Below are 22750 nucleotides of genomic sequence, written 5' to 3'. Positions count from 1 at the left end.
TGTCAGGGGCCAGAATTCAGAGGTCAGAGGTCAGAGAACCCCCTATCTTCTGCCGTCTGTCCACTGACTACGGTCGACGGTCGCCAAGCTCGCGGTCGTCGGGCCCGTGGTCCAGACGGCCGCGGCGCGCCGTGTGGCCGAGGCGGAAGTTATTGTTTTTGCAAACAGGCCGCGCTTCGCGGCCTACGGAGCTTCTTGCGAACAGGCCGCCCCGCGGCCTACCGCGGGTTGCGAAGATCGAAACGGGCCGGAGGCCTCTGAAGACGACACTCGCCCGGCTCTGCGCCCGATCCTGCAGGGCTGGATGGGAAAGACGCTGGCATCGCGTAAGGGATTTGGGCCTTCTCGCCTCCCAGCCTTCCAGCGTTTCAACCAAAGTGACAAGGAGCGCGCACCGTGCTGTTTCGCAAACCCAAGGCCAAGGAACCGCCGCCCGCACGGCCCGAACCCGAGCTCCCGCCCCCGCCCGAGGAGGTGATCCGGGTGCTGGAGCAGCTCCAGAAGGCGGGGAGCCAGGTGCTCGTGCGGCCCGGGGGGGGCGAGGCGTTCACCACGGTGGTGCTCGGGCTCGGCCGGGACGGCTTTTTCGTGGACACCTTCTCCCCGCCCGAGGGGGACCGGTTTGGGGTGCCCGGGCGGCTCCTCGACTTCGAGAGCCTGATCCAGGGCGTCACCTACACTTTCGAGGCCCGGATCCTGGGGAAGGTCCAGTACCTGGACGAGCTGCCGGCGTTCAAGGTGGCCTACCCGACGGCGGTCCGGGGCGAACGCCGGCGCCGGAGCCCCCGGGTGGACACGGTGGGGGACGCCTCCCTTTCGTTTCTCGAACCGTTTCGGTGCGACGCGCCCGTGGTGAACGTGAGCGAGGGCGGCTGCGCCTTCGAGTACGAGGCGGAGCTCGGGCGGCTCCGGCCCGGCACCCGGATCCCCGAGATCCTCCTGGAGCTCGGCCGGGAGCCCGTGGTCACGGTGTCGGCCCGGGTGGTGGGGAACGTGGTGGCCGAGCTCGGCGGGCTCACGCTGCCCCGGCGGTACCGGGCCAGCGTGTCGTTCGAGCCCCTGGCGGACGAGGCGGCCGAGGTGATCCGGAGGTATCTGGCCGGCCGCCGGGGGCTCGATGCCTCGGCCTGAGCCCGGCGCCGGGTGGTGGGCCGTCTCGGGGGTGGCCCTGGGCCCCGGGGAGCCCCCCGACCGGCTTCCCGACATCGCGGCCGCGCGTCTGGGAGTTCCGGCGCCCAGCGTCCGGGCGTGGAAGCCCCTTCGCCGGTCCCTGGACGCCCGGGGCCGGGGGCAGCCGCGGTTCGTGTACCGGGTGGCGCTCGCCCTCGACGCTCCGCCCGGCGGGGAGGTGCCGGCGGGCGCGGCCCCCTGGACGCCCGAGGTTCCCCCGGCTCCCCCGAAACCCCCGCGGCCCCCGGGCCGGCCCGTGGTCGTGGGCACGGGGCCGGCGGGGCTGTTCGCGGCGCTTCGGCTCGCCGCGGCCGGGGTGCCCTCGATCCTCCTCGACCGGGGCGACGCCCTTCCCGAGCGCACCCGGCGGGTCGCGGCCTACTGGCGCCGGGGAGAGCTCGATCCGGAGTCCAACGTGGCCTTTGGCGAGGGCGGCGCCGGAACCTTCTCGGACGGCAAGCTCACCTACCGGGGACGCGATCCCCGGAAACTCTGGGTGTTTGAAACCCTGGTCGCCTGCGGCGCCCCCGAGGAGATCTTGTGGGAGGCCCGGCCCCACCTGGGCACCGACCGGCTCCGGACCGTTCTTCGGGGCATCCGGCGGCGCCTCGAGGCGGCCGGGTGCGAGTTCCGGTTCCGGACCCGGGTCGAGGATCTCCGGGTGCGAGGGGGGCGGGTGGTCGGGGTCGAAACCCGGGAGGGGCCGGTGGAGGGGCCGGCCGTGTTCCTGGCCCCAGGGCACGGGGCGGCCGACCTCCTGCGGACCCTCGTCGGCCGGGGCGTGCCGGCCGAGCCCAAGGGGTTTGCGGTGGGGGTTCGGATCGAGGTGTCCCAGGCCGCGGTGGACCGGCGCCAGTACGGCCGGTGGGCGGGCCACCCGGCGCTGCCGCCCGCCGAGTTCGCGGTGAAGGCCCGGGCCGGGGGGCGCGACGTGTACTCGTTTTGCATGTGCCCGGGGGGCACCGTGGTGCCGGCCGGCACCGAGCCCGACGGACTCGTGGTGAACGGGATGAGCGGGTCCCGTCGGTCGGGCCGGTGGGCCAACGCGGCCCTGGTGGTGACCGTGGACCCCGCGGACTGGGGAGGAGGGGTCCTGGGCGGGCTCGGCTGGCGGCGGACCTGGGAGCGGAGGGCGTGGGAGGCCGCCGGGCCCGGGGCGGTTCCGGCCCAGAGGGTGGACGATTTCCTGGCGGGCCGGCCCTCGAGGGCGATCCCGCGGACCTCCTGCCCGTGGCCCGCGGTGCCGGTTTCGCTCGACCGGTGCCTCCCGGAGGTCGTGGCCGAGGCCCTGCGCCGGGCCCTGCCGGCGCTCGCCCGGCAGGTGCCGCCCATCGGCCGGGGCGTGCTCGTCGGGGTCGAGACCCGCACGTCCTGCCCGGTGCGCCTTGCAAGGGACGAGGGGTTCGCGAGCCCCGGGTTCCCCGGGCTCTACCCCGTGGGCGAGGGGGCCGGATGGGCGGGCGGCATCGTAAGTGCGGCGGTCGACGGGGCCCGGGCGGCCGACGCGTGGCTGGAGTCGCTGAAAGCACAAGGGGTGAGCGCGGGATGAACCGGGGAGCGTGGCTGCTGGTGGCGGCGGTGGGGCTGGGAGCGGCCGTGGGTCTTGCCGCCGGGGTCCGGGTACTCGCGCCGCTGCCGGACCAGCGGGCCGGCCGGTCGGGCCTCTGGCTCGTCGTCGAGGGGGCCGAGGCCCCCCGGGTGCGGGTCGGGGACCGGGCGCTTCCGGTGGTCGCGGCCGAGGATGGGGTGTACCATGTCCGGATCCCGGCCCAGGGCGGCAGGGTGCGGGCCGGGGTGGACATGGGGGCCAAACGGATTATGTTGGAGCGCTCCGCCGGCGAGGGCCGGCGGTTCCACCCCGGCGGGGAGGAGGCCTGCCGGCGGTGCCACGATACGGCCGCCTGCGGGGAGTGTCACCGCTGGCAGGGCGAAACCCATGCCGGAGTGCGGGCGGAGGGATGCGGGGGGTGCCATCGGGGGCCCGGCCACGAGGTGGACGACGTGGCCGGCCGGTGCACCGGCTGCCACGACGATGTGCCCAAACGCCACCGCCGGTTCCGCCATGCCCTCGAGGCCGATCACGACCCCTTGCGGCCGGGCCGGGCCATGGACTGCGCCTCGTGTCACGACCCCCACACCCCCACGTGCCTGTCGTGCCTGGGCCGGCCGGCCCTGCGCGACTGGTGCAAGGGGTGTCACGGGAAACGCGGGTAGGAGCCTCCACGGAGGCGCCGCCATGGGGAGGGCGGTGGCGCTTGAATCTCCAAAGATTGTAGTGCCCTAACGTCCAAACGTCCCAGCGGAGGATCGGATGGACGAGAAACGAACCGAGGCCCCCCGGGGGCCGGAGATCCACGAGCCGTTGGAAGAGGACCCGGAGGCCGAGCGCGAGCCGGAGGGGGCTGAGGTCGAGGTCTGGGAGGGGGAGAGCTACTTCGACGAGGCGGAGCTCCCCGCGCTGCCTTCCACCGACCTCGTGGAGGCCGGTCCGCTCCAGCAGTACATGGCCGAGATCAGCCGGTACCCCCTTCTCACCCCCGAGGAGGAGAAGGACCTGGCTATCCGGTACCGGGAGCAGGGAGACACGAGGGCGGCCTACACCCTGGTGCTCGCGAACCTGCGGCTGGTGGTCAAAATCGCCTACGAGTTCCGGCGCAACGTGGCGAACCTGATGGACCTCATCCAGGAGGGCAACATCGGGCTCATGCGGGCGGTGGAGAAGTTCGACCCCTACCGGGGGGTGAAGCTCTCCTCCTACGCGGCCTGGTGGATCCGGGCCTACATCATCCGGTACATCCTGAACAACTGGTCGCTCGTCAAGATCGGCACCACCCAGAACCAGCGCCGGCTGTTCTTCAACCTCAAGAAGGCCAAGGCCGAGCTGGAGGCGGCAGGGTTCAAGCCCGAGCCGCGGCTCATCGCCTCGCGCCTGAACGTCCGGGAGGACGAGGTGATCGAGATGGAGAAGCGGCTCTCCGGCGGCGACGTCTCGCTGGACGCGCCGGTGGACGAGGAATCTGAGGCCTCGCGGCTCGATTTCGTGGCCGACGCCGAGGCCGACGTGAGCGAGGTTCTGGCCGAGCGGGAGCTCCTGGCGCGGGTGCGGCACCGGATTGGGGCGTTCCGCGAAACCCTGAACGACCGCTACCGGGCCATCCTGGACCGGCGGCTCCTGGCCGAGGAACCGGTGACCCTGCGGGAACTGGGGGAGGAGTTCGGGGTGAGCCGGGAGCGGGTGCGCCAGCTCGAGGCCGATCTGCTCAAAAAGCTCCGGGCGTTCCTGGAGGAGGACCCGGGGGTGCGGGAGGTGTACGCTGAGTAGCTGGGTCCCCGACGAGGTCTGGACCGTCTCGGACCTGGTAGGCCGGGTCCGGGAGGTGGTGGAGGGGGGCGTGGGCACGGCGTGGGTGCGGGGGGAGGTGCGAAACCTCCGCATACCCTCCTCGGGCCACGCCTACTTCACCCTGGGGGACGAGGCGGCCCAGATCCGGGCCGTGTGTTTCCGTTCAACGCTCCGGCTCCAAGCCGTGGACCTGGCCGACGGGATCGAGGCGCTGGCCTGGGGCCGGGTGAGCGTGTACGAGCCCCGGGGCGACCTGCAGTTCATCGCCGAGATCCTGGAGCCCCTGACGGGCGAGGGGGCGCTCCTCAGGGAGTTCGAGGCCCGGAAACGACGGTTGGCGGCCGAGGGGTGGTTCGGGGCCGAGCGCAAGCGGCCGGTGCCGCCGCTGCCCCGGGCCGTGGGGGTCGTGACCTCGGCCACGGGCGCCGCGCTGCGCGACGTGCTCCAGGTGCTGGGCCGCCGAGCCCCGGGGCTCCGGGTGGTGGTGGCGCCCGCGAGCGTGCAGGGCGAAAACGCCGCCTGGGAACTCCGGGAGGCCCTGGGGCTCCTGACCACCGACCCCGAGGTGGACGTGGTGCTCCTCGTCCGGGGCGGGGGAAGCCTGGAGGACCTCTGGCCCTTCAACGACGAGGACCTCGTGCGGGCCGTGGCCCGGTGCCCCGTGCCCGTCATCACCGGGGTCGGCCACGAGACCGACGTGACCCTGGTGGATTTCGCCGCCGACGTGCGGGCCCCCACCCCCTCGGCCGCGGCGGAGTTGGCGGCCGGGGAATGGGCCCGCTGGGTCGAGGCCCTGCGGGCCCTGGAGGCGCGACTCCACCGGGCCGCCCGGGCCAGGCTTGGGGACCTCCGGGCCCGGCTCGGCGCGGCCGATCCGTGGCGGCGGGCACCCAGGAGCCTCGTGGCCCGCCGCCGGATCGAGGTGGACGCCCTGGCCGACCGGGCGGGGGCGGCCTTGGACCGAAGGATGGCCGAGGCCCGACGCCGCCTTGCGGGGTTCGAGGTGCGTCTGCGGGGGCTCGACCCCCGGGTGCGCCTGGGGGCCTGGCGGGAGCGCCGGGAGAACCTTGAGGCCCGGTTGCACCGGGCCGCCCGGGAGGCCGTGGCGCGACGACGGGTTCGTCTCGAGGCCCTGGTGGGCCGGGCCGAGGCCCTCGGGCCCCGCCGGGTGCTCGGCCGGGGGTATGCCCTGGTGCGCACGGCCGAGGGCCAGGTGGTGCGGGACGCCCGGACCTGCTCCCCCGGGCAGGCCCTCGACGTGACGCTGGCACGGGGCGGGCTGGGCGTCGAGGTCAGGGGGGTGAACGCGCCGGCCGAGGAGGACGAGCCGTGGACCTGACCATCCAAAACCCCCCGCCCAGAGCGGCGGCCGCGACCACCCGGGTCCTCGTGATCGACGACGACCCGGCGCTCGTGCGGTTCGTGGAACTCTTCCTCGAGCCCGAGGGGTTCCAGGTGGACGGGGCCCTTTCGGGCGCCGAGGGGGTGGAGCGGGCGAAGGAACACCCGCCCGACGCCATCCTGCTCGACCTCATGCTCCCCGACATGGACGGGTGGGAGGTGCTGCGCGAACTCAAGGCGCAGCCCGAGACGGCCGGGGTGCCCGTGGTGGTGGTGACCGCCCGGAGCGGCGGCGAGGACCGGATGCGGAGCCTCGAGCTGGGGGCCGACGACCTGGTGGCGAAGCCCTTCGACATCCGGGAGCTCCAGGCGCGGATCGCCTCGGCCGTGTCGCGGGTGCGTCAGCAGGCGCTCCTGACCGAGGCCGAAAAGATCAAGACCCTCCGCAGGGTGGTGGCGAGCGTCTCCCACGAGGTCAACAACCCGCTGGCGGCCATCCTCATGTGCGCCGAGGCCCTGGAACGGCGCCACGACGACAACGAGGATGTGTTGAAGAAGAGCCGCACGATCCAGTCGAACGTGCTTCGCATCCGGGACATCTTGAAGAAGCTCGAACGGGTGCGGGCCGTGGTGTCGAAGCCCTACGTGGCCGGCGAGCGGATCCTGGAGATCGAGGGGCTGGAGGAGGACTCATGACCCTCCGGGACGGCGTGCCCCAGTTGGTCGTGTTCGAGGAGGAGCACCGGGCCCTCCGGCGCATCCTGGCCCGGGTCCACGCCGACAGCCGGGCCCGGGCGGTGCTCCTCCTCGATGTGAACGGGCAGCTCGTGGCCGAGTGGGGCGATACCTCGGGGCTCGACGTGACGAGCTTCTGCTCGCTGGCGGCCTCGAACATCGCGGCCACGGCGAGCATGGCCCGCCTGGTGGGGGAGAACGACTTCACCATCCTGTTCCACCAGGGCAAGCGCGACTCCATCCACATCAGCCTGATCGGGAACCTCGTGATCCTGGCCGTGATCTTCGGCACCGAGGCCTCCCTGGGGATGGTTCGGCTGCGGGTGCGGCGGGCCGGGGGGGAGATCGAGCAGGTGCTCCGGCGGATCCTGGGCCGGATGCGTTCGGCCGGCCGCCCGGCCGCCCGGCCGCTGGCCGACCTCACCGACCAGGACATCGACGAGCTGTTCCGGTTCTGATGCCATGGCCTTCGTCAACTACTCGGCCCGGGAGATCAATGTCAAGATCGTCTATTACGGGCCCGGGCTGGGCGGGAAGACGACGAACCTCAAGTACATCCACCAGCGGGCCCCGGGCCGCCAGAAGGGCCAGCTGATCAGCCTGGCCACCCAGACCGAGCGGACCCTCTTTTTCGACTTTCTTCCCCTGAACCTCGGGACCCTGCGGGGGTTCCAGGTGCGGTTCCACCTGTACACCGTGCCCGGCCAAGTGTTCTACGCCGCGAGCCGGAAGCTCATCTTGAAAGGGGTGGACGGCGTGGTGTTCGTGGCCGACAGCGACCCCCTGCGGGTCGACGCCAACGCCGAGTCCTGGGCCGACCTAGGCCGAAACCTGGCGGGGTACGGGCTGCGGCGCGACCGGGTTCCCACCGTCGTCCAGTACAACAAGCGCGACCTCCCGGGGGCCCTGACGGTGGACCAGCTCCGGGAGGTCCTGGGCCGGCCGGGGCTCCCGGAGTTCGAGGCCGTGGCCACCCAGGGCGTGGGGGTGTTCGACACCCTGAAGGGGGTGGCCCGCCTGGTGCTGGCGGAACTCGCCCGCCGCCCACCGGGCCGTTGACACGGGGGGCGGGAGGCCTATCCTGAAAGCCGTCGTCGGCCGTCGGTCGTCGGTCGCCGAGACCCCGTGGCATCAGCGTAATGGTTTCCTGGTGGGACGATGGCCCGAGATTACGACCTCCTTCGCCGCCAAATGGTGGACACCCAGATCCGGGCGCGGGGCATCCGCGACCCGCGGGTGCTCGAGGCCATGGCCCGGGTGCCCCGGCACGAGTTCGTGCCGGAGAACCTGCGCCACATGGCCTACGACGACTCGCCCCTTCCCATCGGCGGGGGCCAGACCATCTCCCAGCCCTACATGGTGGCGCTCATGACCGAGGCGCTGGGTCTCCGGGGAGGCGAGAAGGTTCTCGAGGTCGGCACCGGTTCCGGGTACCAGGCCGCCATTTTGGCCGAACTGGGCTGCGACGTCGTGTCCATCGAACGCGACCCCGAGCTGGCCCGACAGGCGGCGGAACGACTGGCCCGCCTGGGGTACGACCGCGTCCGGGTGATGGTGGGGGATGGCACGTTGGGCCTTCCGGAAGAGGCCCCGTTCCAGGCCATCGTGGTGACGGCCGGTGCGCCCAAGGTGCCGCCGTCGCTCGAGGCCCAGCTCGATCCCCAGGGCGGGGTGCTCGTGATCCCCGTGGGCGACCGGGGCCTCCAGGAACTCCTCAGGATCACCCGAAAGGGAAACCGGTTTCTGCGCGAAAACCTGGGGGGGTGCCGGTTCGTGCCCCTGGTGGGGGAGGAGGGATGGTGAGATGAGACGGGCGCTGTTGGTCATCGACATGCTCAACGACTTCGTGGACGAGAAGGGGAGCCTCCGGGTGCCGTCCACAGCGGACCTCCTGCCGCGCATGGTGGAGGAGGTGGAGGACGCCCGGTTCCGGGCCGAGCCCGTGATCTACGTGTGCGACGCCCACCGGCCCGACGACCCGGAGTTTTCCCGGATGGGTTGGCCGCCCCATGCCGTCCGGGGCACCTGGGGCGCCCGGGTCGTGGACGCCTTGAAGCCTTCCCCCTACGACCCGATCGTGGAGAAGACCACCTACTCGGGGTTCTACGGATCGCGGCTGGACGAGGTGCTCCGGGAGCACGGCATCGACACGGTGCGCCTCGTGGGATGCGTGACGAACATCTGCGTGCTCTACACGGCGGCCGACGCCGCCATGCGGGGCTACGACGTGGAGGTGGTGGGGGACGCCGTGGCCGGCCTGGATCCCGACGATCACGCCTTCGCCCTGCGCCAGATGGAGCGGGTGCTGGGGGCCCGGCTGGTGGGCCGGGAGGGGCGGTGAGGGAACCACGGAGGGCACGGAGGAGGCCCCGGGGGGCCTCCTAAGGGGGAGCTTCCGAGTAACTTCCCGCTGGGACGCGAGGAGGCTGGGACGCTCGACGGCTTGGCGGCCAGGCAGCTAGGCGGCTGGGCGGCTGGGCGTGACCAGCAGACTTCGGGATGCGGGCGGCATCGCCTCTGCCAACCTGTGGGGGCGGCTGCCGTATCAGGGATCAGAATTCAGAGGACAGATGTCAGAAACCCCCTGTCCTCTGTCTTCTGTCCTCTGGTACCTGACACGGTCGCCGCTCCCACCCTCAATCCTGACTCGGACGTTACCGTCCTGCGTAGGGGGCCCCAAAGGGGCCCTGGGGAGCTTCCGAGCCTCCCAGCTTTCTCGCGACGCACTCACACCGAAGGATTCGCCCATGCCGAAACTCTGGACCGCGAGTAACGACGACATCCTGTCCGGCAAGGTGACCGACGTCTATTTCACCCGCACGCTCCGGGTGCTCGAGAGCGAGGGGATCCGCAAGCGGGTGGTGGCCGAGTTCGTGGCGAAGAGCCTTCCCGACGGGTGGGACTGGGCCATTCTGGCGGGCATGGACGAGGCCCTGGAGGTGTTGCGGCGGCTTCCCGTGACGGTGCGGGGTTTGCCCGAGGGATCGGTGTTCCGGCCCTGGGACGTGGTGCTCGAGATCGAGGGGGACTACCGGGAGTTCGGGGTGTACGAGACCGCCGTCCTCGGGTTCCTGTGCCAGGCCTCGGGCATCGCGACCCAGGCGGCCCGGTGCCGGCTGGCCGCCGGCGACCGGCTCCTCGTGTCGTTCGGGGCCCGGCGCATGCACCCGGCCATCGCGCCCATGATCGAGCGCAGCGCCTATCTGGGCGGGTGCGACGGCGTGGCCACGGTGGCCGCGGCGGAGCAGCTCGGGATCGAGCCCACCGGCACCATGCCCCACGCCCTGATCCTGATCCTCGGCGACTGCGTCGAGGCCACCCGGGCGTTCCGGCGGGCCATGGGGCCCAAGGTGAAGCTCGTGAGCCTCATCGACACCTTCAACGACGAGAAGTTCGAGGCCGTGCGGGTGGCCGAGGCCCTGGGCCGGGATCTCTTTGCCGTGCGGCTCGACACCCCCTCGAGCCGCCGCGGGAACTTCAAGCGCATCGTGGAGGAGGTGCGCTGGGAGCTGGATCTGCGGGGGTTCGGCCACGTGGGGATCTTCCTCTCCGGCGGGCTCACCGAGGACGACCTCCGGGAGCTTCGGCCGCTGGTCCAGGGGTTCGGGGTGGGTACCTCGATCAGCGCGGCCCGCACCGTGGACTTCTCCATGGACATCGTGGAGGTGGAGGGGGAACCCCGGGCGAAGCGGGGGAAGCGCTCGGGCCGCAAGGACACCCTGGGCTGCCCCCTGTGCCTGGCGAGCCGGGTGGTGCCCCGGGGACGCCGGCCAACCGAGCGGTGCCCCTGCGGCGGCGACTGGGAGGTCCGGACGGTGGAACTGGTGCGCGACGGGGAGATCGTGGTGCCGGCGGAGACGACCCCGGTCGTGCGCGACCGGGTGCTCGCGCAGCTTCAGTTGCTCGCCCGGGAGGAACCGACCGGGTCCAGGTAACTTCCCGCTGGGACGCTGGGAGGCTGGGACGCTAGGACGCCAAAATCCTTTGTGATTCCAGCGTCAGCGGATCTCCCAATCTGTGGGAGCCGCTTCCGGGCCGCGACAACATCCTTTCGGGCCTTCGGCCCGGATCGCGGCATGGATGCCGCTCCTCCACCCGGGCCCTTCCTCGGACGTTACAGCCCTGCGTCGTGGGGCTCCGAAGGGGCCTGACGAGGCTTCTCGGGGAGTGAACACCGAAAGGGGGGACGGGGTTGGGCCTCCCGGCCCCCCAGCGTTCCAGCCATCCCTTTGCACGCCGACCCGAAAGGACCGCCGATGGGAACCCACGAGTCCGTGATCTGGCTCTTCGTGCTCACCGGGTTTTACTGGGCGTACTGCCTCTTCTGGGGGGTCAAGGGGTTCTACCGGGCCCGGACCGCGGCCGACTACTTCATCGCGGGCCGCCAGATCCCCATGTGGGTCTTCGTGTTGGCGGCCACGGCCACCTCGTTTTCGGGCTGGACCTTCGTGGGGCACCCCGCCCTGGTGTGGCGCGACGGCCTGCCCTACGCCTTCGCCGCGTTCTACGTGATCGCCATTCCGTTCACCGGGGTCATCTTCCTCAAGCGGATCTGGATGATGGGGAAGCGCCACGGGTATGTGACCCCGGGGGAGATGTACGGCGACTACTTCCGCAGCGACGCCATGCGTTGGCTCACGGTGGTGGTGGCGCTCTTCTACGCGGTGCCGTACCTGGGGCTCCAGTTCAAAGCCTCGGGGGTGCTCTTCGACGTGCTGAGCCACGGCGTGGTGGACGTGAACTTCGGCATGTGGGCCCTTTCGATCGTGGTGCTCCTCTACGTGGTGCTGGGAGGCCTTCGGTCGGTGGCCTACGTCGACACGGCCCAGTGCATCCTGCTCATGGCCGGCATCGTGGCGATCGGGGTCATCGCGCTGGTGAAGGTGGGGGGATGGGGGCCCTTCACCCAGGCGCTGGCCGACATGGTGCGGGGCGACCTGGCCGCCGGCACCGATCTCCTGGGCCGGCCCGCCCTCACGCCCCAGGGGTACCACCGGCTCGTCGCCGTTCCCGGGGCGATCCAGGCGGTGCCGAGTGCCGACCAGGCCGTGGGGGGAATGTGGACCGGCACCATGATCCTCACCTACCTCTTCGCCCTCATGGGCATCCAGGCCTCCCCGGCGTTCACCATGTGGGCGTTTTCCAACACAAACCCCAAACCTTTCGCTCCCCAGCAGGTGTGGGCCAGCGCCCTGGGGGTGGGGGCGTGCCTGTTCCTCTTCTCGAACCTCCAGGGGCTTGGCGGTTGGGCCCTCCTGAAGCGGGGCGCGATCCCCCTGGATCTCCTGGCGGACGGAAGGCAGGAGAACCTGGTGCCCGCGCTCATCAACCTGGTGAGCGACCAGGCCCCGATGTTCGTGGGGTTCCTGGCCATCTGCGCCCTGGCGGCCATGCAGTCCACCGGATCGGCCTACATGTCCACCACGGCAGGCATGATCACCCGGGACCTCTACGTGCGGTACCTCAACCCCCACGCCACCGCCGGGCAGCAGAAGTTCTGGGGCCGGGTGTGGGTGGTGGTGATCACCCTGGCCGCGCTCCTGGTGGCCACGTATTCCGAGGACGCCCTGGTACTCCTCGGGGGGCTCGCGGTGTCGTTCGGCACCCAGATGTGGGTTCCGCTCCTCGCCACCCTCTACGTTCCCTGGTTCACGCGGCAGGGGGTGGTGGCGGGGCTCGTTGCGGGCATGCTCGCCGTCATCCTGACGTACCCCTTTCACTGGGCTCCGTTCGTGGCGCTCCACCGGGCCCTGGGGTTCGGGGCCTACCCGCTCACGATCCACTGCGCGGGGTGGGGGATCCTGGCAAACCTGGCCGTGGCCGTGGCCGTCTCGGCCGTGACCCAGCCCGACCGCAAGGAGTACCTGCGGCGCCTCAACTACCACCGGTACCTCCGGGATCACGCCTCGGTCGATCCGGAGAAGGCACCGCTGAAGCGGATGGCCTGGGCCCTGGTGCTCCTGTGGTTCCTGTTCGGGATCGGCCCCCTGGCCGTGGTGGGGAACACGTTTTTCGGCCTCATGAATCCCAACGACCCGGCCACCTGGCCCCTGGGGGTTCCGCCCCTGTGGTGGTGGCAGCTCGTATGGTGGGCCTTCGGCATCTACATGATGTGGTTCCTGGCCTACAAGCTCGGGCTCAGCACCCGGTTCGGCCGGGTGGAGGTGCTGCGGGAGGACTACCAGGAGGCCTACCACGCCGAGGATGCCCCGATCCGGTTCGACGTGGAGGAACCCGGAGGCTGAGGGGCTTTGGACGTCAGATCTCGAACTCGAGCACGTAGGCCCCGTCCTCGAAGCGGGTTTCCATTCGTTTGGCCGCCTTCTGGAACAGGTGGAGCATGGCCCGGTTTTCGGGCATCACCGTGGCCGTGATGCCCCGGATCCCCTTGTCCCGGGCGATCTCGATCAGGTAGTCCACCAGGGTGCGGCCGAGCCCCTTGCCCTGCCAGTCGTCTCGCACCAGGAAAGCCGCCTCGGCAAGCCCGCTCGCCTCGTCGAGCACGTACTGGGCGAGCCCCACGATCTCCTCCACCCCCTCGCGCTCCACCACGGCCGCGATGGCCATCTTGGTTTCGTAGTCGAGGTCCAGCTCCTCCTGGAGCCTCTCGTGGGGCATGTACTTGATCACGGTGAAATACCGCCGATACACCGACTCGTCCGAGAGGCTGTAGAAGAGTTCCTTGAGGAGCGGCTCGTCGGTCACCTTGACCGGACGGAGGAACACCGGGGTACCGGCCACCTCGACCCACCGTTCGTAGCGTTCGGGGTAAAGGTCGAGGGCGGTGGGGATGATCTGGTCGGGCCATACGTAGTGGAGCCGGCGGGCCGCGTCGAGGAGTTCCTTTCGGAACTTGGGGTGGGCGATGTTGATGAGCGCCATGGCCCGCTCCCGGATCGTCTTGCCGAACAGATCCGCGTAGCCCCATTCGGTCACCACGTACCGGGCCGAGGCCCGGGTGGTGACCACCCCGGCGCCGGGGGAGAGCTGGGGCACGATCCGGCTGACCGCGCCGCCCCGTGCCGTGGACGGCAGGGCGATGATGGCCTTGCCGCCGGGGCTTCGGGCCGCCCCCCGGATGAAATCCACCTGTCCGCCGATGCCCGAGTAGAACTGGTGGCCGATGGAGTCGGAGCACACCTGCCCCGTGAGGTCGATCTCCAGGGCGGTGTTGATGGCCACCATGTTCTCGTTTTGGCCGATCACGAAGGGGTCGTTGGTGTACTCGCTGGGGTGGAGCTCCACCATGGGGTTGTTGTCGATGAAGGAGTACAGCTCCCGGGACCCCATGCAGAACGAGGCGATCGCCTTGCCGTTGTGGAGGGTTTTCCGGCGGTTCGTGACCGCTCCGGCGCGCACCAGATCCAGGAGCCAGTCGGAGAACATCTCGGTGTGCACGCCCAGGTCCTTCTTGTCGCGCAGGGCGTGCACCGCGGCGTTGGGGATGGCCCCGATCCCGATCTGGATCGTGGCCCCGTCGGGCACCAGGCGCGCGATGTTGCGGCCGATGCGCAGGGCGGTCTCGTCGGGAACCGGCGGCAGGTACTCGATCACCGGGGCGGCGTGCTCCACCAGCGCGTCGAACCGCTCCACGGGGACGAACGAGTTCCCCAGGGTCCGGGGCATGTGGGGGTTGACCTCGGCGATCACCACCCGGGCCGTCTCCACGGCCGCCCGGGTCACGTCCACGCTCACCCCCAGGCTCACGTACCCGTGGCGGTCGGGCGGGGTCACCTGCACGAGGGCCGCGTCGAGCCGGATCCGCCGGCTTCGAAACAGGCTCGGCAGCTCCGAGAGGTACACGGGGGTGTAGTCGGCCCGGCCCTCGGCCACGGCCCGGCGGGTGTTGTCGCCGATGAAAAAGGCGTTGTGCCGGAAGGTCCGGGAGAACTTCTCCTCCGCGTAGGGGGCGATGCCGAGGGTCAGGATGTGGAGGATCTCCGAGTCCGCAAGGTTTCGGCCCCTCTGGACGAGCCCCTCCACCAGGTGCTGGGGTTCCCCGCAGGCCGAGCCCACGAAGATCTTGGCACCCCGCTGGATGAGCGAAAGCGCCGCATCCCGGCCCATGACGCGGGACGCGTAGCGCTCCTTCCAGTTCGGGTCGGAGATCATGGGGTGTCCGTTTCCTGGGGCGGGGTGCCGGGCCGACCGGTGGGGGCCGGCAGTTCGACCCGGCCAGCGTTCCGGAGGTCGCAGAACAGGAGCGTGCCGCCCGCCACGCACACCGGGATCGCCAGAAGGTTCAGGAGCGGGATCATCAACAGGAGCCACACCCCGCACCCGAAGGCCACGACGGCCGGGGTGTTCCGGAAGACCGTCCGCCGCTTCGCCCCGAAGGGCAGGTGCCAGCGCTCCATCGAGTAGTCCAGGTACTCCCAGCCGAGGAAGAAGAACGCGAGCGCCGGGGCGAGCACCGCCGAGGCGGCCGTGCCCAGGGCCGGAATGAAATTGAGGGCGAGCACGCAGGCGAACCCCGCGAGGTACAGGGCGATCCGCCCCAGTTCGGCCTTGAACGACCGGCCCAGGTCCCGCACGAAGGCCCCTAGGCGAAACGGTTCCTCCAGGGTCTGGCCCGTGTAGATCCGCTCCACCCGGTCGCTCAGGAGGTCGTTGAACGGCGCGAGGATCAGGTTGCCGACCAGGGCGAAGGTGTAGAGCACCACGACTAGGAGCACCGCGGCCCCCAGGACCCACAGGGCCCAGTAGGCCAGGGCCCACCACCAGCCCTCGCCCCGGGGCAGGAGCGCCTCGAGCCACCGGTCGAACCGGCTGCCGGCGAACCAGACGAGCAGCGAGAACAGCAGGGTGTTCACGGCCACCGGGATCGCCACGATCCCCAGGAGTCGCGGGTGGCGGCCCAGGAACCGGAGCCCCCGGAACGGGTAGAAGAAAGCTCCCACGGCGCCGAAACCGGACATGGCGAAAGGTTCCTTTCCGTATTGTCTTGGGTTAGAGCCCCCTGGCTCCCTGCCGAGCGTCCCGACGTGAGGCCGGCCGGGCAAACGTCCCCTGTGGGCCAGGCGAGTTCGGTGGAATCGGAAACGATGACAGCCGCCTCGCCTCCGAGCCGCTCACCCCTCCTCCAGTTCCCGGAAGAAGGTGGCGTCGCCGGCCCCTTCCCGGAGCACCTCGACGCGGTCGCCCACCAGGGAGACCACGGTGGAGGGCACCCGGGGCAGCACCCCGCATTCTAGGATGAGGTCCACCTGCCCGCCCAGCACCCTCTGGATCTCGGCCGGGTCGTTGAGGGGCTCGTCGCCGCTCAGGTTCGCGCTGGTCGAGAGGATCGGGTTTCCCAGTTCCTTCACGAGTTCCAGGCACACGGGGTGGTCCGGGATCCGGATCCCCACCGTTTTCTGCTTGGTGAGCAAAAGCCGCGGGACCTCGCGGCTCGCCTCGAGCACGAAGGTGTAGGGGCCGGGCAGGAAGCGCTTCAGGATCCGGTAGGCGAAGTTCGACACCCGGGCGTACCGGCTGATGTGCGTGAGGTCCGCGCACACGAAGCTCATGGGCTTTTTGGGGTCGCGGCCCTTGATCCGCATGATGCGCTCCACGGCGTGTTTGCTCGTGATGTCGCACCCCAACCCGTACACGGTATCGGTGGGATACACGATCACGCCGTCGTCTCGCAGGACCTCGGCGGCCCGGCGGATGTGCCGGGTCTGGGGGGTCACGGGGTGCACCGACAGCATGACGGCCATGGCATCCTCCCTTGCCTGCGGGGCGCAGGGAAGCTAAATCAGGCCGCCGGGGTTGTCAAACCCGGCCCGTTCCGGACTTGTCCCGGTCGGGGGCGGTGTGTATGCTCTCGCAAACTTTCGCCCGAAGGAGTACCGAAGCGATGACCGACGAAAAGACCACGGGGGGCGTGGACGAGGCGCCGGAGACCCAGCCGGCCACCCGGGAGGAGTTCGCCCGGCTGCTCGAGGGGGCCGACCAGGGGGCGGCCGTGCAGAGTGTGAAGCCCGGGGACAAGGTGCGGTGTCGGGTGGCCCGGGTCGCGGACGACTGGGTGTTCGTGGACCTGGGCGGCAAGCAGGAGGGCTCCATCCGCCGGGAGGAGTTCGAGGCCGACGCCCTGCCCTCCGAAGGGCAGGAGATCGAGGCCTACGTGGTCTCGACCGCGGCCGGGGAGGTGGTGCTGACCACGAAGCTGTCGGCCCGGGACCTTTCGAAGAACGCGCTGGCCGAGGCCCATCAGGCGGGCATCCCGGTGGAGGGCAAGGTCGTCAAGGTGGTCAAGGGCGGCTACGAGGTGCGGGTCGGGGGGCTTCGGGCCTTCTGCCCCCACTCCCAGATCGACCTGCGCTGGACCAAGGAGCCCGAGGTCCACGTGGGCCAGACCTACGCCTTCAAGGTCCTGGAGTACAAGGAGGGGGGGCGGAACGTCGTGCTCTCGCGCCGGGCGCTCCTGGAGGAGGAGCGGGCGAAGAAGCGCGAGGAACTCCGAACCGTGCTGGAACCGGGCGCGGTGGTGACCGGCCGGGTCCGGGCGGTGCACGACTTCGGGGCGTTTGTGGAGTTCGACGGGGTCGACGGCCTCATCCCCGTCTCCGAGATGAGCTGGGGCCGGGTGGAGAGCCCCACCGAGGTGGTTCGGCCCGGGGACGAGGTCACGGTGAAGGTCATCGCGGTCGACTGGGAGAAGGACCGCGTCACCCTCTCGCTCAAGGAGCTGCAGGAGGATCCCTGGACCGCGGTGGCGACGAAGTACCAGCCCGGTCAAAGGGTGCAGGGCCGGGTCACCCGGATCGCCCCCTTCGGGGCGTTCGTGGAGCTCGAACCCGGGGTCGAGGGTCTGGTTCACATCTCGGCCCTGGGGGCCGGCCGCCGGGTCCGGAGCGCCGCCGAGGTGGTAAGCCCGGGAGAGGCCGTGGAGGTGGAGGTCGTCTCCGTCGATCCGGAGGCCCGCCGCATCTCGCTGTCCCTGGAGCACCGGTTGTGGGAGTCCATGGGGCCGCTGCCCCGCCCGGGCGAGGTGCTCGAGGGAACCGTCGAGAAGGTGGCGCCGTTCGGGGTGTTCGTGAAGCTGCCCTCCGGGCACGTGGGGCTTGTGCACAACACCGAGATGGGCACACCCAAGGGTACGGACCATGCCAAGGCCTTCCGGCCTGGCGATCCGATGCAGGTCGCGGTGCTCGGGGTAGAGGACGACGGCCGGAAGATTCGGCTTTCCCGGCAGGCGGTGGACGAGCGAGCGGAGCGCGAGGCCCTGGAGGAGTACTCCAGGCCTGCCGACTCCAAGCCGGCGGGGCCCGTGTTCGGCACCCTGGGGGACCTCCTGAAGGAAAAGCTCAAGAAGGGTTGAGTACCACGGAATGATCGCCCCTGCGGCCCCCCGCGCTTCTTTCGGAGGCGGGGGGCCGTTTCGTTGAGGGACCTAAAGGTGACCACCCGGCTTGGGAGCGCACCCCGTATCGGGAGTCAGTGGACGGACGACAGAGGACAGGGGGGCTCTCACATCTGTCCTCTGAATTCTGGCCCCTGATACGGCCGTTGCTCCCACGGGTGGGGCCGGGCGTTGACGCGGGCGCCCAAGAACGATTCACGACTTCACGATTCACGGATGTTGTGCCGCCCAACGGGAAGTCCCATGAAAACCGCACACCTCACCGAACCGGTCCGCATCGAGATCCCGACCCCCTACGCCGTGGGGACCGTGAACGCCTATCTCCTGCCGGGGGACCCGCCGACCCTGGTGGACGCCGGGCCGTGCACGCCGGAGGCGTGGGGGGCCCTGGTGTCGGGGCTCGGCCGCGCGGGCCTCGATGCGGCCGACGTGGGCCGGCTCGTCCTGACCCACCCCCATCACGACCACGCCGGGCTGGCCCGCAGGGTGCGCGATGCGGCCGGATGTCCGGTGCTGGCCCACCCCGTGGACCATGGGAGACTCCGGGACGAGCCCGGGGTGTGGGAGGGCATCGTCGGGTTCCTGGACGAGGTGTGCCGAAGGGCCGGGGTGCCCGGGGACTACCGCCGGGAACTGCGGGAGTCCATGGGGCGGCTCAGGACCCACGCCGAGCCCCTGGACGCGGTGGATCCCCTGGACGAGGGGATGGTTCTCGAAACCACGGCCGGCCGGTGGGAGGTGCTCCACACCCCGGGCCACGCCCGCGGGGCCCTATGCCTCTGGGACCCGGAGACCCGCACCCTCGTGTCGGGGGACACCCTGATCCCCCACATCAGCTCGAACGCCGTGGCCGAGCCGGGCCGGGGTGTGTTTCGCGACCGCACCCTGATCCGATACATCGCCACGCTGAAACGGATCCGGGAGCTCGGGTGTGAACGGGTGCTCCCGGGCCACGGCGCCCCTATGGGGAATCCCGACGACCTGATCGAAACGCGGTTGGCGTTCTACGACCGGCGGGCCGCGTCCATCCGGGAGGCGACCCCGCCGGAGGGGGCGAGGCCCTGGGAACTCGTGAGGCGCCTCTTCCCCGACGTGGAGCCGGGGTGGGTGTTCCTGGCGGTGAGCGAGGTGATCGGCCACCTCGACCTCCTGGCCGACCGGGGCGAGGTGGACTGGGAAGGGCAGGACGGGGAGTGGGTCGCGAGGGCGCGTGGACGGTAGGACGGTAGGACGTTCGGACGTTCGGACGTTGGGACGTTGGGACGTTCGGACGGTAAGAGGTTCCGCCGGCGCGTCCGCACGGACTCCCCTCAGACCTCCAGCACCTTGAGCAGGTTCGTGGTGCCCGGGGTGTCCACGGGGACCCCGGCCGTCACCACCACCCGGTCCCCCGGCCGGGCGATCCCGCGCCGGACCACCTCCCTCCGGCACGCGTCGAACAGGGCGTCGGTGGTGGGGGCGGGCGGGACCAGGGCGGGGGTCACGCCCCAGGTGAGGGCCAGGGCCCCGGCGGTGGCCGGGTCGCTCGTCATCCCCAGCACCGGCACGGGCGGGCGGGTGGCGGCCACCAGACGGGCCGTGGACCCGCTGCGGGTGGGGGTCACGATGGCCTTGGCGCCGACGTCCCGGGCCACGTGCCAGGTGGCCCGGGCGATGGCGGCCGGCACCCCTTCGGCCACGAGCGGCCGGCACTCCTCCGGTTCGGGTGCGTCGGCCTCGGCCCGTTCCACGATCCGCGCCATGACCCGGACGGCCTCCACCGGGTAGCGGCCCATGGCCGTCTCCTCCGAGAGCATCACGGCGTCGGTGCCGTCCAGCACGGCATTGGCCACGTCGGTCACCTCGGCCCGGGTGGGGCGGGGATTCGTGACCATGGAGAGGAGCATCTGGGTCGCGGTGACCACCGGTTTGGCCCTGCGGTTCGCCTCCCGGATGAGCCGCTTCTGGATTCCGGGGACCTCCTCCAGGTCCACCTCGACGCCTAGGTCCCCCCGGGCCACCATGAGCCCGTCGAACACGTCGAGGATCTCCCCCAGCCGCGCCAGGGCCTGGCGCTTCTCGATCTTGGCGAGCACCGGAACCCGGACCCCTTCCTGGTCCATGACCTCCCGGGCCGGGTCGAGGTCCTTGGGGCTGCGGACGAAGGAGAGGGCCACCCAGTCCACCCCGATCCGGAGCCCGAACCGCAGATCCTCCCGGTCCTTCTCTGAAACGGCCGGCAGGGCGTCGCCCTTGCCCGGGAGGTTGAGGCCCTTGTGGCTCGTGATCGTGCCGCCCGCGATCACCCGGACCCGCACGGCATCCCCCTGGACCGCCACCACCTCCAGGGGAATCGCGCCGTCGGCCAGGCTGATCCGGTCGCCGGGCTCGAGCTCCGACGCGAGTTGCGGGTAGTTCACCGGGATCTCGGCCCCGGAGCCCTCGGGACCCAGCACCAGTTCGTCCCCCGCATGGACCAACCGGGGCTCGGGGAGGGCTCCGAGCCGGATCTTGGGGCCGGCGAGATCGAGGAGGATCGCCACGGGCCGGCCCGCGGCCCCGGCCGCCTCCCGGATCCGTTCGGCGGTGCGGGCGTGGGTGCCGTGGTCGCCGTGGCTCATGTTGAGCCGGGCCACGTCCATGCCGGCCTCGACCATACGGCGCAGGGTTTCCGGGTCGGAACTGGCCGGGCCGACGGTGCAGACGATCTTCGCGCGTCTCATGGGCGTCTCCGTTACGAATACCTTCAAGAGCTTTGTCGGGGCCGCGGGTGGGGGACTGGCTCCGGCCCGGCGCGAGCGCGGCATCCGGCCGCTGTGGGAGCCACTCCCGGCGCTGCAGCGGGCTCCACGCCCCCCATGCGCTTCCAAGTAACTTCCTGCTGGGATGCTAGGAGGCTGGGACGCTAGGACGCCAAAATCCTTTGGGATTCTAGCGCCGGCAGTTGTCCCAACCTGTGGGAGCGGCTTTCCAGCCGCAACCATGTCCCTTCGGGCCTTCGGCCCGGATCGCGGCGGGGACCCCGCTCCTACCCCTGAGCCCTGACTCGGGCGTTACTGTCATGCACAGTGGGGCCCCAAAGGGGCGCTGGGAAGCTTCCAAGTAACTTCGGTCGCCGGTCTCGCGGTCTTCGGTCCTGTGGTCCAGACGGCTGCGGCCCACCGTGTGGCCGAGGCGGAAGTTATTGTTTTTGCAAACAGGTCGCGCCTCGCGCGGCTTACGGGAGTTTCCATGTAGCCGCCGGAGTAGTAGTCCGATTGCCCCTCCGGCGATGAGGTTTTCGCGGTGGGCGGGGAAAAGTTACCCGTTGTGCGGCACCCCGTCCACCCCCGGCCTTGGAACCAAACGACTGGCCGGTTGAGAAAACCTCGTTTGTTTTGGTATGGTGATTGCAAGTCGTGCCGTGTCCACCCCTTTCGACGGAGGAGATGCCATGAAGAAGTACTGGAACGAAGAGTTCGAAACCATGCCGCTCGAAAAACTCCGGGAATTCCAGGCCGCGAAGCTGCGGGAGACCGTGGCCTGGCTCTACGAGCGGGTGCCGTTCTACAAACAAAAGCTCGACGAGAAAGGGGTGAAGCCCGACGACATCCGCACCCTCGACGACATCCGGCATCTTCCCTTCACCGTGAAAAACGACCTGCGGGACAACTACCCCTTCGGCCTGTGCGCCGTGCCCATGAAGGATCTCGTGCGGGTGCACGCCTCCTCCGGAACCACCGGGAAGCCCATCACGGGGCCCTACACGGCCGAAGACAAGGCCCAGTGGCAGGAGTGCATGGCCCGCACCCTGTGGGCCCAGGGCATCCGGCCCGACGACATCTGCCAGAACGCCTACGGCATGGGCCTCTTTACGGGAGGCCTCGGGTTCTATCTGGGCGTCGAGGCGATCGGGGCGTGCCTCGTGCCCACCGGGTCCGGCATGACCGAGCGCCAGATCATGATCATGCAGGATTTCGGGTCCACGGCGCTCTTCTGCACCCCCACCTACGCCCTGACCATCGCCGAGAAGGCCGACCAGATGGGCGTGGACCTCCGGAAGCTCCCCCTGCGGGTGGGTTCCTTCGGGGCGGAGCCCTGGACCGTGGAGATGCGAAAGGAGATCGAGGAGCGCATGGGCATTGCGGCCCACGAGGCGTACGGGCTCACCGAGATGATGGGCCCGGGTGTCGGGTTCTCGTGCGAGGCCTACCGGCTGCATCTGAACGAGGACCACGTCTATCCCGAGATCGTGGACCCCTCCACCCTGGAGCCGGTGCCCCTCGGGGAGAAGGGCGAGCTCGTGTTCACGGCGCTCCAGCGCCGGGCCATGCCGCTCCTGCGGTACCGCACCCGCGACATTACGAGCCTCCGGCGGGTCGAGTGCGAGTGCGGCCGCACCCTGGTGGTGATGGACAAGATCCTGGGCCGGTCCGACGACATGCTGATCATCTCGGGCGTCAACGTGTTCCCGAGCCAGGTCGAGTCCGTCATTATGGAGTTCGAGGAGATGGAGCCCCTCTACCAGATCCGGGTGTTCAAGAAGGGGCACCTGGACGGCATGAAGGTGGAGGCCGAGGCCAAGCCCGAGGTGTACGCCCAGGGCAAGCAGGCCCTCGAGGATCTCGGCCGTCGGATCAGCGCCCGGATCCACGGGGTGATCGGGATCAACGCGCCCGTGGAGATCGTGCCCCAGGGCACCATCGCCCGAAGCGAGGGCAAGGCCAAGCGGGTGATCGACGAGCGAAAGAAGTAGCGGTTGCAGCACCGCCCGCCCCGGGGCGGATTGACCCCGGGGCGGGCGGCGGAATAGGATTCGGTCGTCTCCGAGCGGACCGGCCTACCGGCTCTTC

Annotated in this window: 19 protein-coding genes; 15 read left to right on the top strand and 4 right to left on the bottom strand. The window is 70.4% G+C overall.

Annotated elements, in window-relative coordinates; translation table 11 throughout:
• Positions 1-396 precede the first annotated feature (396 nt).
• The 12 genes from ACY0I8_RS04335 (at position 397) to ACY0I8_RS04280 (ending at position 12834) form a co-directional block, all read left to right on the top strand.
• Positions 397-1131, top strand: coding sequence for a flagellar regulator YcgR PilZN domain-containing protein (locus ACY0I8_RS04335; protein ID WP_461393735.1), 735 nt, complete (start codon positions 397-399; stop codon positions 1129-1131).
• Positions 1118-2719, top strand: a complete 1602-nt coding sequence (locus ACY0I8_RS04330) for an NAD(P)/FAD-dependent oxidoreductase (RefSeq protein ID WP_461393734.1) — start codon at positions 1118-1120, stop codon at positions 2717-2719. The genes ACY0I8_RS04335 and ACY0I8_RS04330 overlap by 14 nt, the downstream gene beginning before the upstream one ends.
• Entirely contained in the window at positions 2716-3384 is a 669-nt protein-coding gene (locus ACY0I8_RS04325) for a cytochrome c3 family protein (RefSeq protein ID WP_461393733.1), read from the top strand. Before ACY0I8_RS04330 ends, ACY0I8_RS04325 begins: the two co-directional genes overlap by 4 nt.
• 97 nt (positions 3385-3481) lie before the next feature.
• On the top strand, positions 3482-4492 hold the full coding sequence (locus ACY0I8_RS04320; protein ID WP_461393732.1) for an RNA polymerase factor sigma-32: 1011 nt from the start codon (positions 3482-3484) through the stop codon (positions 4490-4492).
• Positions 4425-5852 carry an exodeoxyribonuclease VII large subunit gene (xseA, locus tag ACY0I8_RS04315; protein ID WP_461393761.1) on the top strand — a complete coding sequence of 476 codons (1428 nt, stop codon included), beginning with the start codon at positions 4425-4427 and terminating at the stop codon, positions 5850-5852. Before ACY0I8_RS04320 ends, xseA begins: the two co-directional genes overlap by 68 nt.
• Positions 5843-6550, top strand: a complete 708-nt coding sequence (locus tag ACY0I8_RS04310; protein ID WP_461393731.1) for a response regulator transcription factor — start codon at positions 5843-5845, stop codon at positions 6548-6550. Before xseA ends, ACY0I8_RS04310 begins: the two co-directional genes overlap by 10 nt.
• Positions 6547-7047 (top strand): roadblock/LC7 domain-containing protein, encoded by a 501-nt coding sequence (locus ACY0I8_RS04305; RefSeq protein ID WP_459939840.1) that lies wholly within the window; start codon positions 6547-6549, stop codon positions 7045-7047. The genes ACY0I8_RS04310 and ACY0I8_RS04305 overlap by 4 nt, the downstream gene beginning before the upstream one ends.
• 4 nt (positions 7048-7051) lie before the next feature.
• Positions 7052-7648 (top strand): GTP-binding protein, encoded by a 597-nt coding sequence (locus ACY0I8_RS04300; RefSeq protein WP_461393730.1) that lies wholly within the window; start codon positions 7052-7054, stop codon positions 7646-7648.
• Between the two features lie 99 nt (positions 7649-7747).
• Complete coding sequence (locus ACY0I8_RS04295; protein WP_461393729.1) at positions 7748-8392, top strand: protein-L-isoaspartate(D-aspartate) O-methyltransferase; 645 nt, start codon at positions 7748-7750, stop codon at positions 8390-8392.
• 1 nt (position 8393) lies between these two features.
• Positions 8394-8930 (top strand): cysteine hydrolase family protein, encoded by a 537-nt coding sequence (locus ACY0I8_RS04290; RefSeq protein ID WP_461393728.1) that lies wholly within the window; start codon positions 8394-8396, stop codon positions 8928-8930.
• Between the two features lie 406 nt (positions 8931-9336).
• Positions 9337-10524 (top strand): nicotinate phosphoribosyltransferase, encoded by a 1188-nt coding sequence (locus tag ACY0I8_RS04285; protein ID WP_461393727.1) that lies wholly within the window; start codon positions 9337-9339, stop codon positions 10522-10524.
• Positions 10525-10845: 321 nt separating this feature from the next.
• Positions 10846-12834 (top strand): sodium:solute symporter family protein, encoded by a 1989-nt coding sequence (locus ACY0I8_RS04280; RefSeq protein ID WP_461393726.1) that lies wholly within the window; start codon positions 10846-10848, stop codon positions 12832-12834.
• A gap of 13 nt (positions 12835-12847) precedes the next feature.
• Here ACY0I8_RS04280 and ACY0I8_RS04275 read toward each other — a convergent pair whose 3' ends face one another.
• From ACY0I8_RS04275 to ACY0I8_RS04265, 3 genes are all read right to left on the bottom strand, one after another.
• Positions 12848-14701 (bottom strand): GNAT family N-acetyltransferase, encoded by a 1854-nt coding sequence (locus ACY0I8_RS04275; RefSeq protein ID WP_461393725.1) that lies wholly within the window; start codon positions 14699-14701, stop codon positions 12848-12850.
• The gene (gene cysZ / locus ACY0I8_RS04270; RefSeq protein WP_459939849.1) at positions 14698-15507 is read right to left on the bottom strand and encodes an EI24 domain-containing protein; all 810 of its coding nucleotides are present in this window, start codon (positions 15505-15507) and stop codon (positions 14698-14700) included. Before cysZ ends, ACY0I8_RS04275 begins: the two co-directional genes overlap by 4 nt.
• 153 nt (positions 15508-15660) lie before the next feature.
• A complete protein-coding gene (locus ACY0I8_RS04265) occupies positions 15661-16290 on the bottom strand; it encodes an L-threonylcarbamoyladenylate synthase (RefSeq protein WP_459939850.1) in 630 nt (209 codons plus the stop codon).
• Positions 16291-16430: 140 nt separating this feature from the next.
• Here ACY0I8_RS04265 and ACY0I8_RS04260 point away from each other — a divergent pair, with 140 nt between their 5' ends.
• Together ACY0I8_RS04260 and ACY0I8_RS04255 are read left to right on the top strand one after the other, a co-directional pair.
• Positions 16431-17897 (top strand): S1 RNA-binding domain-containing protein, encoded by a 1467-nt coding sequence (locus tag ACY0I8_RS04260; RefSeq protein ID WP_459939851.1) that lies wholly within the window; start codon positions 16431-16433, stop codon positions 17895-17897.
• Positions 17898-18182: 285 nt separating this feature from the next.
• Positions 18183-19160, top strand: a complete 978-nt coding sequence (locus ACY0I8_RS04255; protein WP_459939852.1) for an MBL fold metallo-hydrolase — start codon at positions 18183-18185, stop codon at positions 19158-19160.
• Positions 19161-19249: 89 nt separating this feature from the next.
• Here the strand turns inward: ACY0I8_RS04255 and pyk are convergent, their stop codons facing one another.
• A complete protein-coding gene (gene pyk / locus ACY0I8_RS04250) occupies positions 19250-20641 on the bottom strand; it encodes a pyruvate kinase (RefSeq protein ID WP_459939853.1) in 1392 nt (463 codons plus the stop codon).
• A 710-nt stretch (positions 20642-21351) separates the two neighbouring features.
• Here pyk and ACY0I8_RS04245 point away from each other — a divergent pair.
• Positions 21352-22653 (top strand): phenylacetate--CoA ligase family protein, encoded by a 1302-nt coding sequence (locus tag ACY0I8_RS04245; RefSeq protein ID WP_461393724.1) that lies wholly within the window; start codon positions 21352-21354, stop codon positions 22651-22653.
• Positions 22654-22750: the final 97 nt, after the last annotated feature.

The sequence above is a fragment of the Deferrisoma sp. genome (genome assembly GCF_054681715.1).
The sequence above is the reverse complement of the archived record's forward strand: the minus strand, read 5'-3'. Positions and strand labels throughout refer to the sequence as shown.

Coding starts and splice junctions, on each gene's coding strand:
- ACY0I8_RS04255 (WP_459939852.1), top strand. CDS start 18,183: ATGAAAACCGCACACCTCACCGAACCGGTCCGCATCGAGATCCCGACC.
- ACY0I8_RS04260 (WP_459939851.1), top strand. CDS start 16,431: ATGACCGACGAAAAGACCACGGGGGGCGTGGACGAGGCGCCGGAGACC.
- ACY0I8_RS04295 (WP_461393729.1), top strand. CDS start 7,748: ATGGCCCGAGATTACGACCTCCTTCGCCGCCAAATGGTGGACACCCAG.
- pyk (WP_459939853.1), bottom strand. CDS start 20,641: ATGAGACGCGCGAAGATCGTCTGCACCGTCGGCCCGGCCAGTTCCGAC.
- ACY0I8_RS04265 (WP_459939850.1), bottom strand. CDS start 16,290: ATGGCCGTCATGCTGTCGGTGCACCCCGTGACCCCCCAGACCCGGCAC.
- ACY0I8_RS04325 (WP_461393733.1), top strand. CDS start 2,716: ATGAACCGGGGAGCGTGGCTGCTGGTGGCGGCGGTGGGGCTGGGAGCG.
- ACY0I8_RS04280 (WP_461393726.1), top strand. CDS start 10,846: ATGGGAACCCACGAGTCCGTGATCTGGCTCTTCGTGCTCACCGGGTTT.
- ACY0I8_RS04285 (WP_461393727.1), top strand. CDS start 9,337: ATGCCGAAACTCTGGACCGCGAGTAACGACGACATCCTGTCCGGCAAG.
- ACY0I8_RS04305 (WP_459939840.1), top strand. CDS start 6,547: ATGACCCTCCGGGACGGCGTGCCCCAGTTGGTCGTGTTCGAGGAGGAG.
- ACY0I8_RS04320 (WP_461393732.1), top strand. CDS start 3,482: ATGGACGAGAAACGAACCGAGGCCCCCCGGGGGCCGGAGATCCACGAG.
- ACY0I8_RS04290 (WP_461393728.1), top strand. CDS start 8,394: ATGAGACGGGCGCTGTTGGTCATCGACATGCTCAACGACTTCGTGGAC.
- ACY0I8_RS04275 (WP_461393725.1), bottom strand. CDS start 14,701: ATGATCTCCGACCCGAACTGGAAGGAGCGCTACGCGTCCCGCGTCATG.
- ACY0I8_RS04330 (WP_461393734.1), top strand. CDS start 1,118: ATGCCTCGGCCTGAGCCCGGCGCCGGGTGGTGGGCCGTCTCGGGGGTG.
- cysZ (WP_459939849.1), bottom strand. CDS start 15,507: ATGTCCGGTTTCGGCGCCGTGGGAGCTTTCTTCTACCCGTTCCGGGGG.
- ACY0I8_RS04300 (WP_461393730.1), top strand. CDS start 7,052: ATGGCCTTCGTCAACTACTCGGCCCGGGAGATCAATGTCAAGATCGTC.
- ACY0I8_RS04245 (WP_461393724.1), top strand. CDS start 21,352: ATGAAGAAGTACTGGAACGAAGAGTTCGAAACCATGCCGCTCGAAAAA.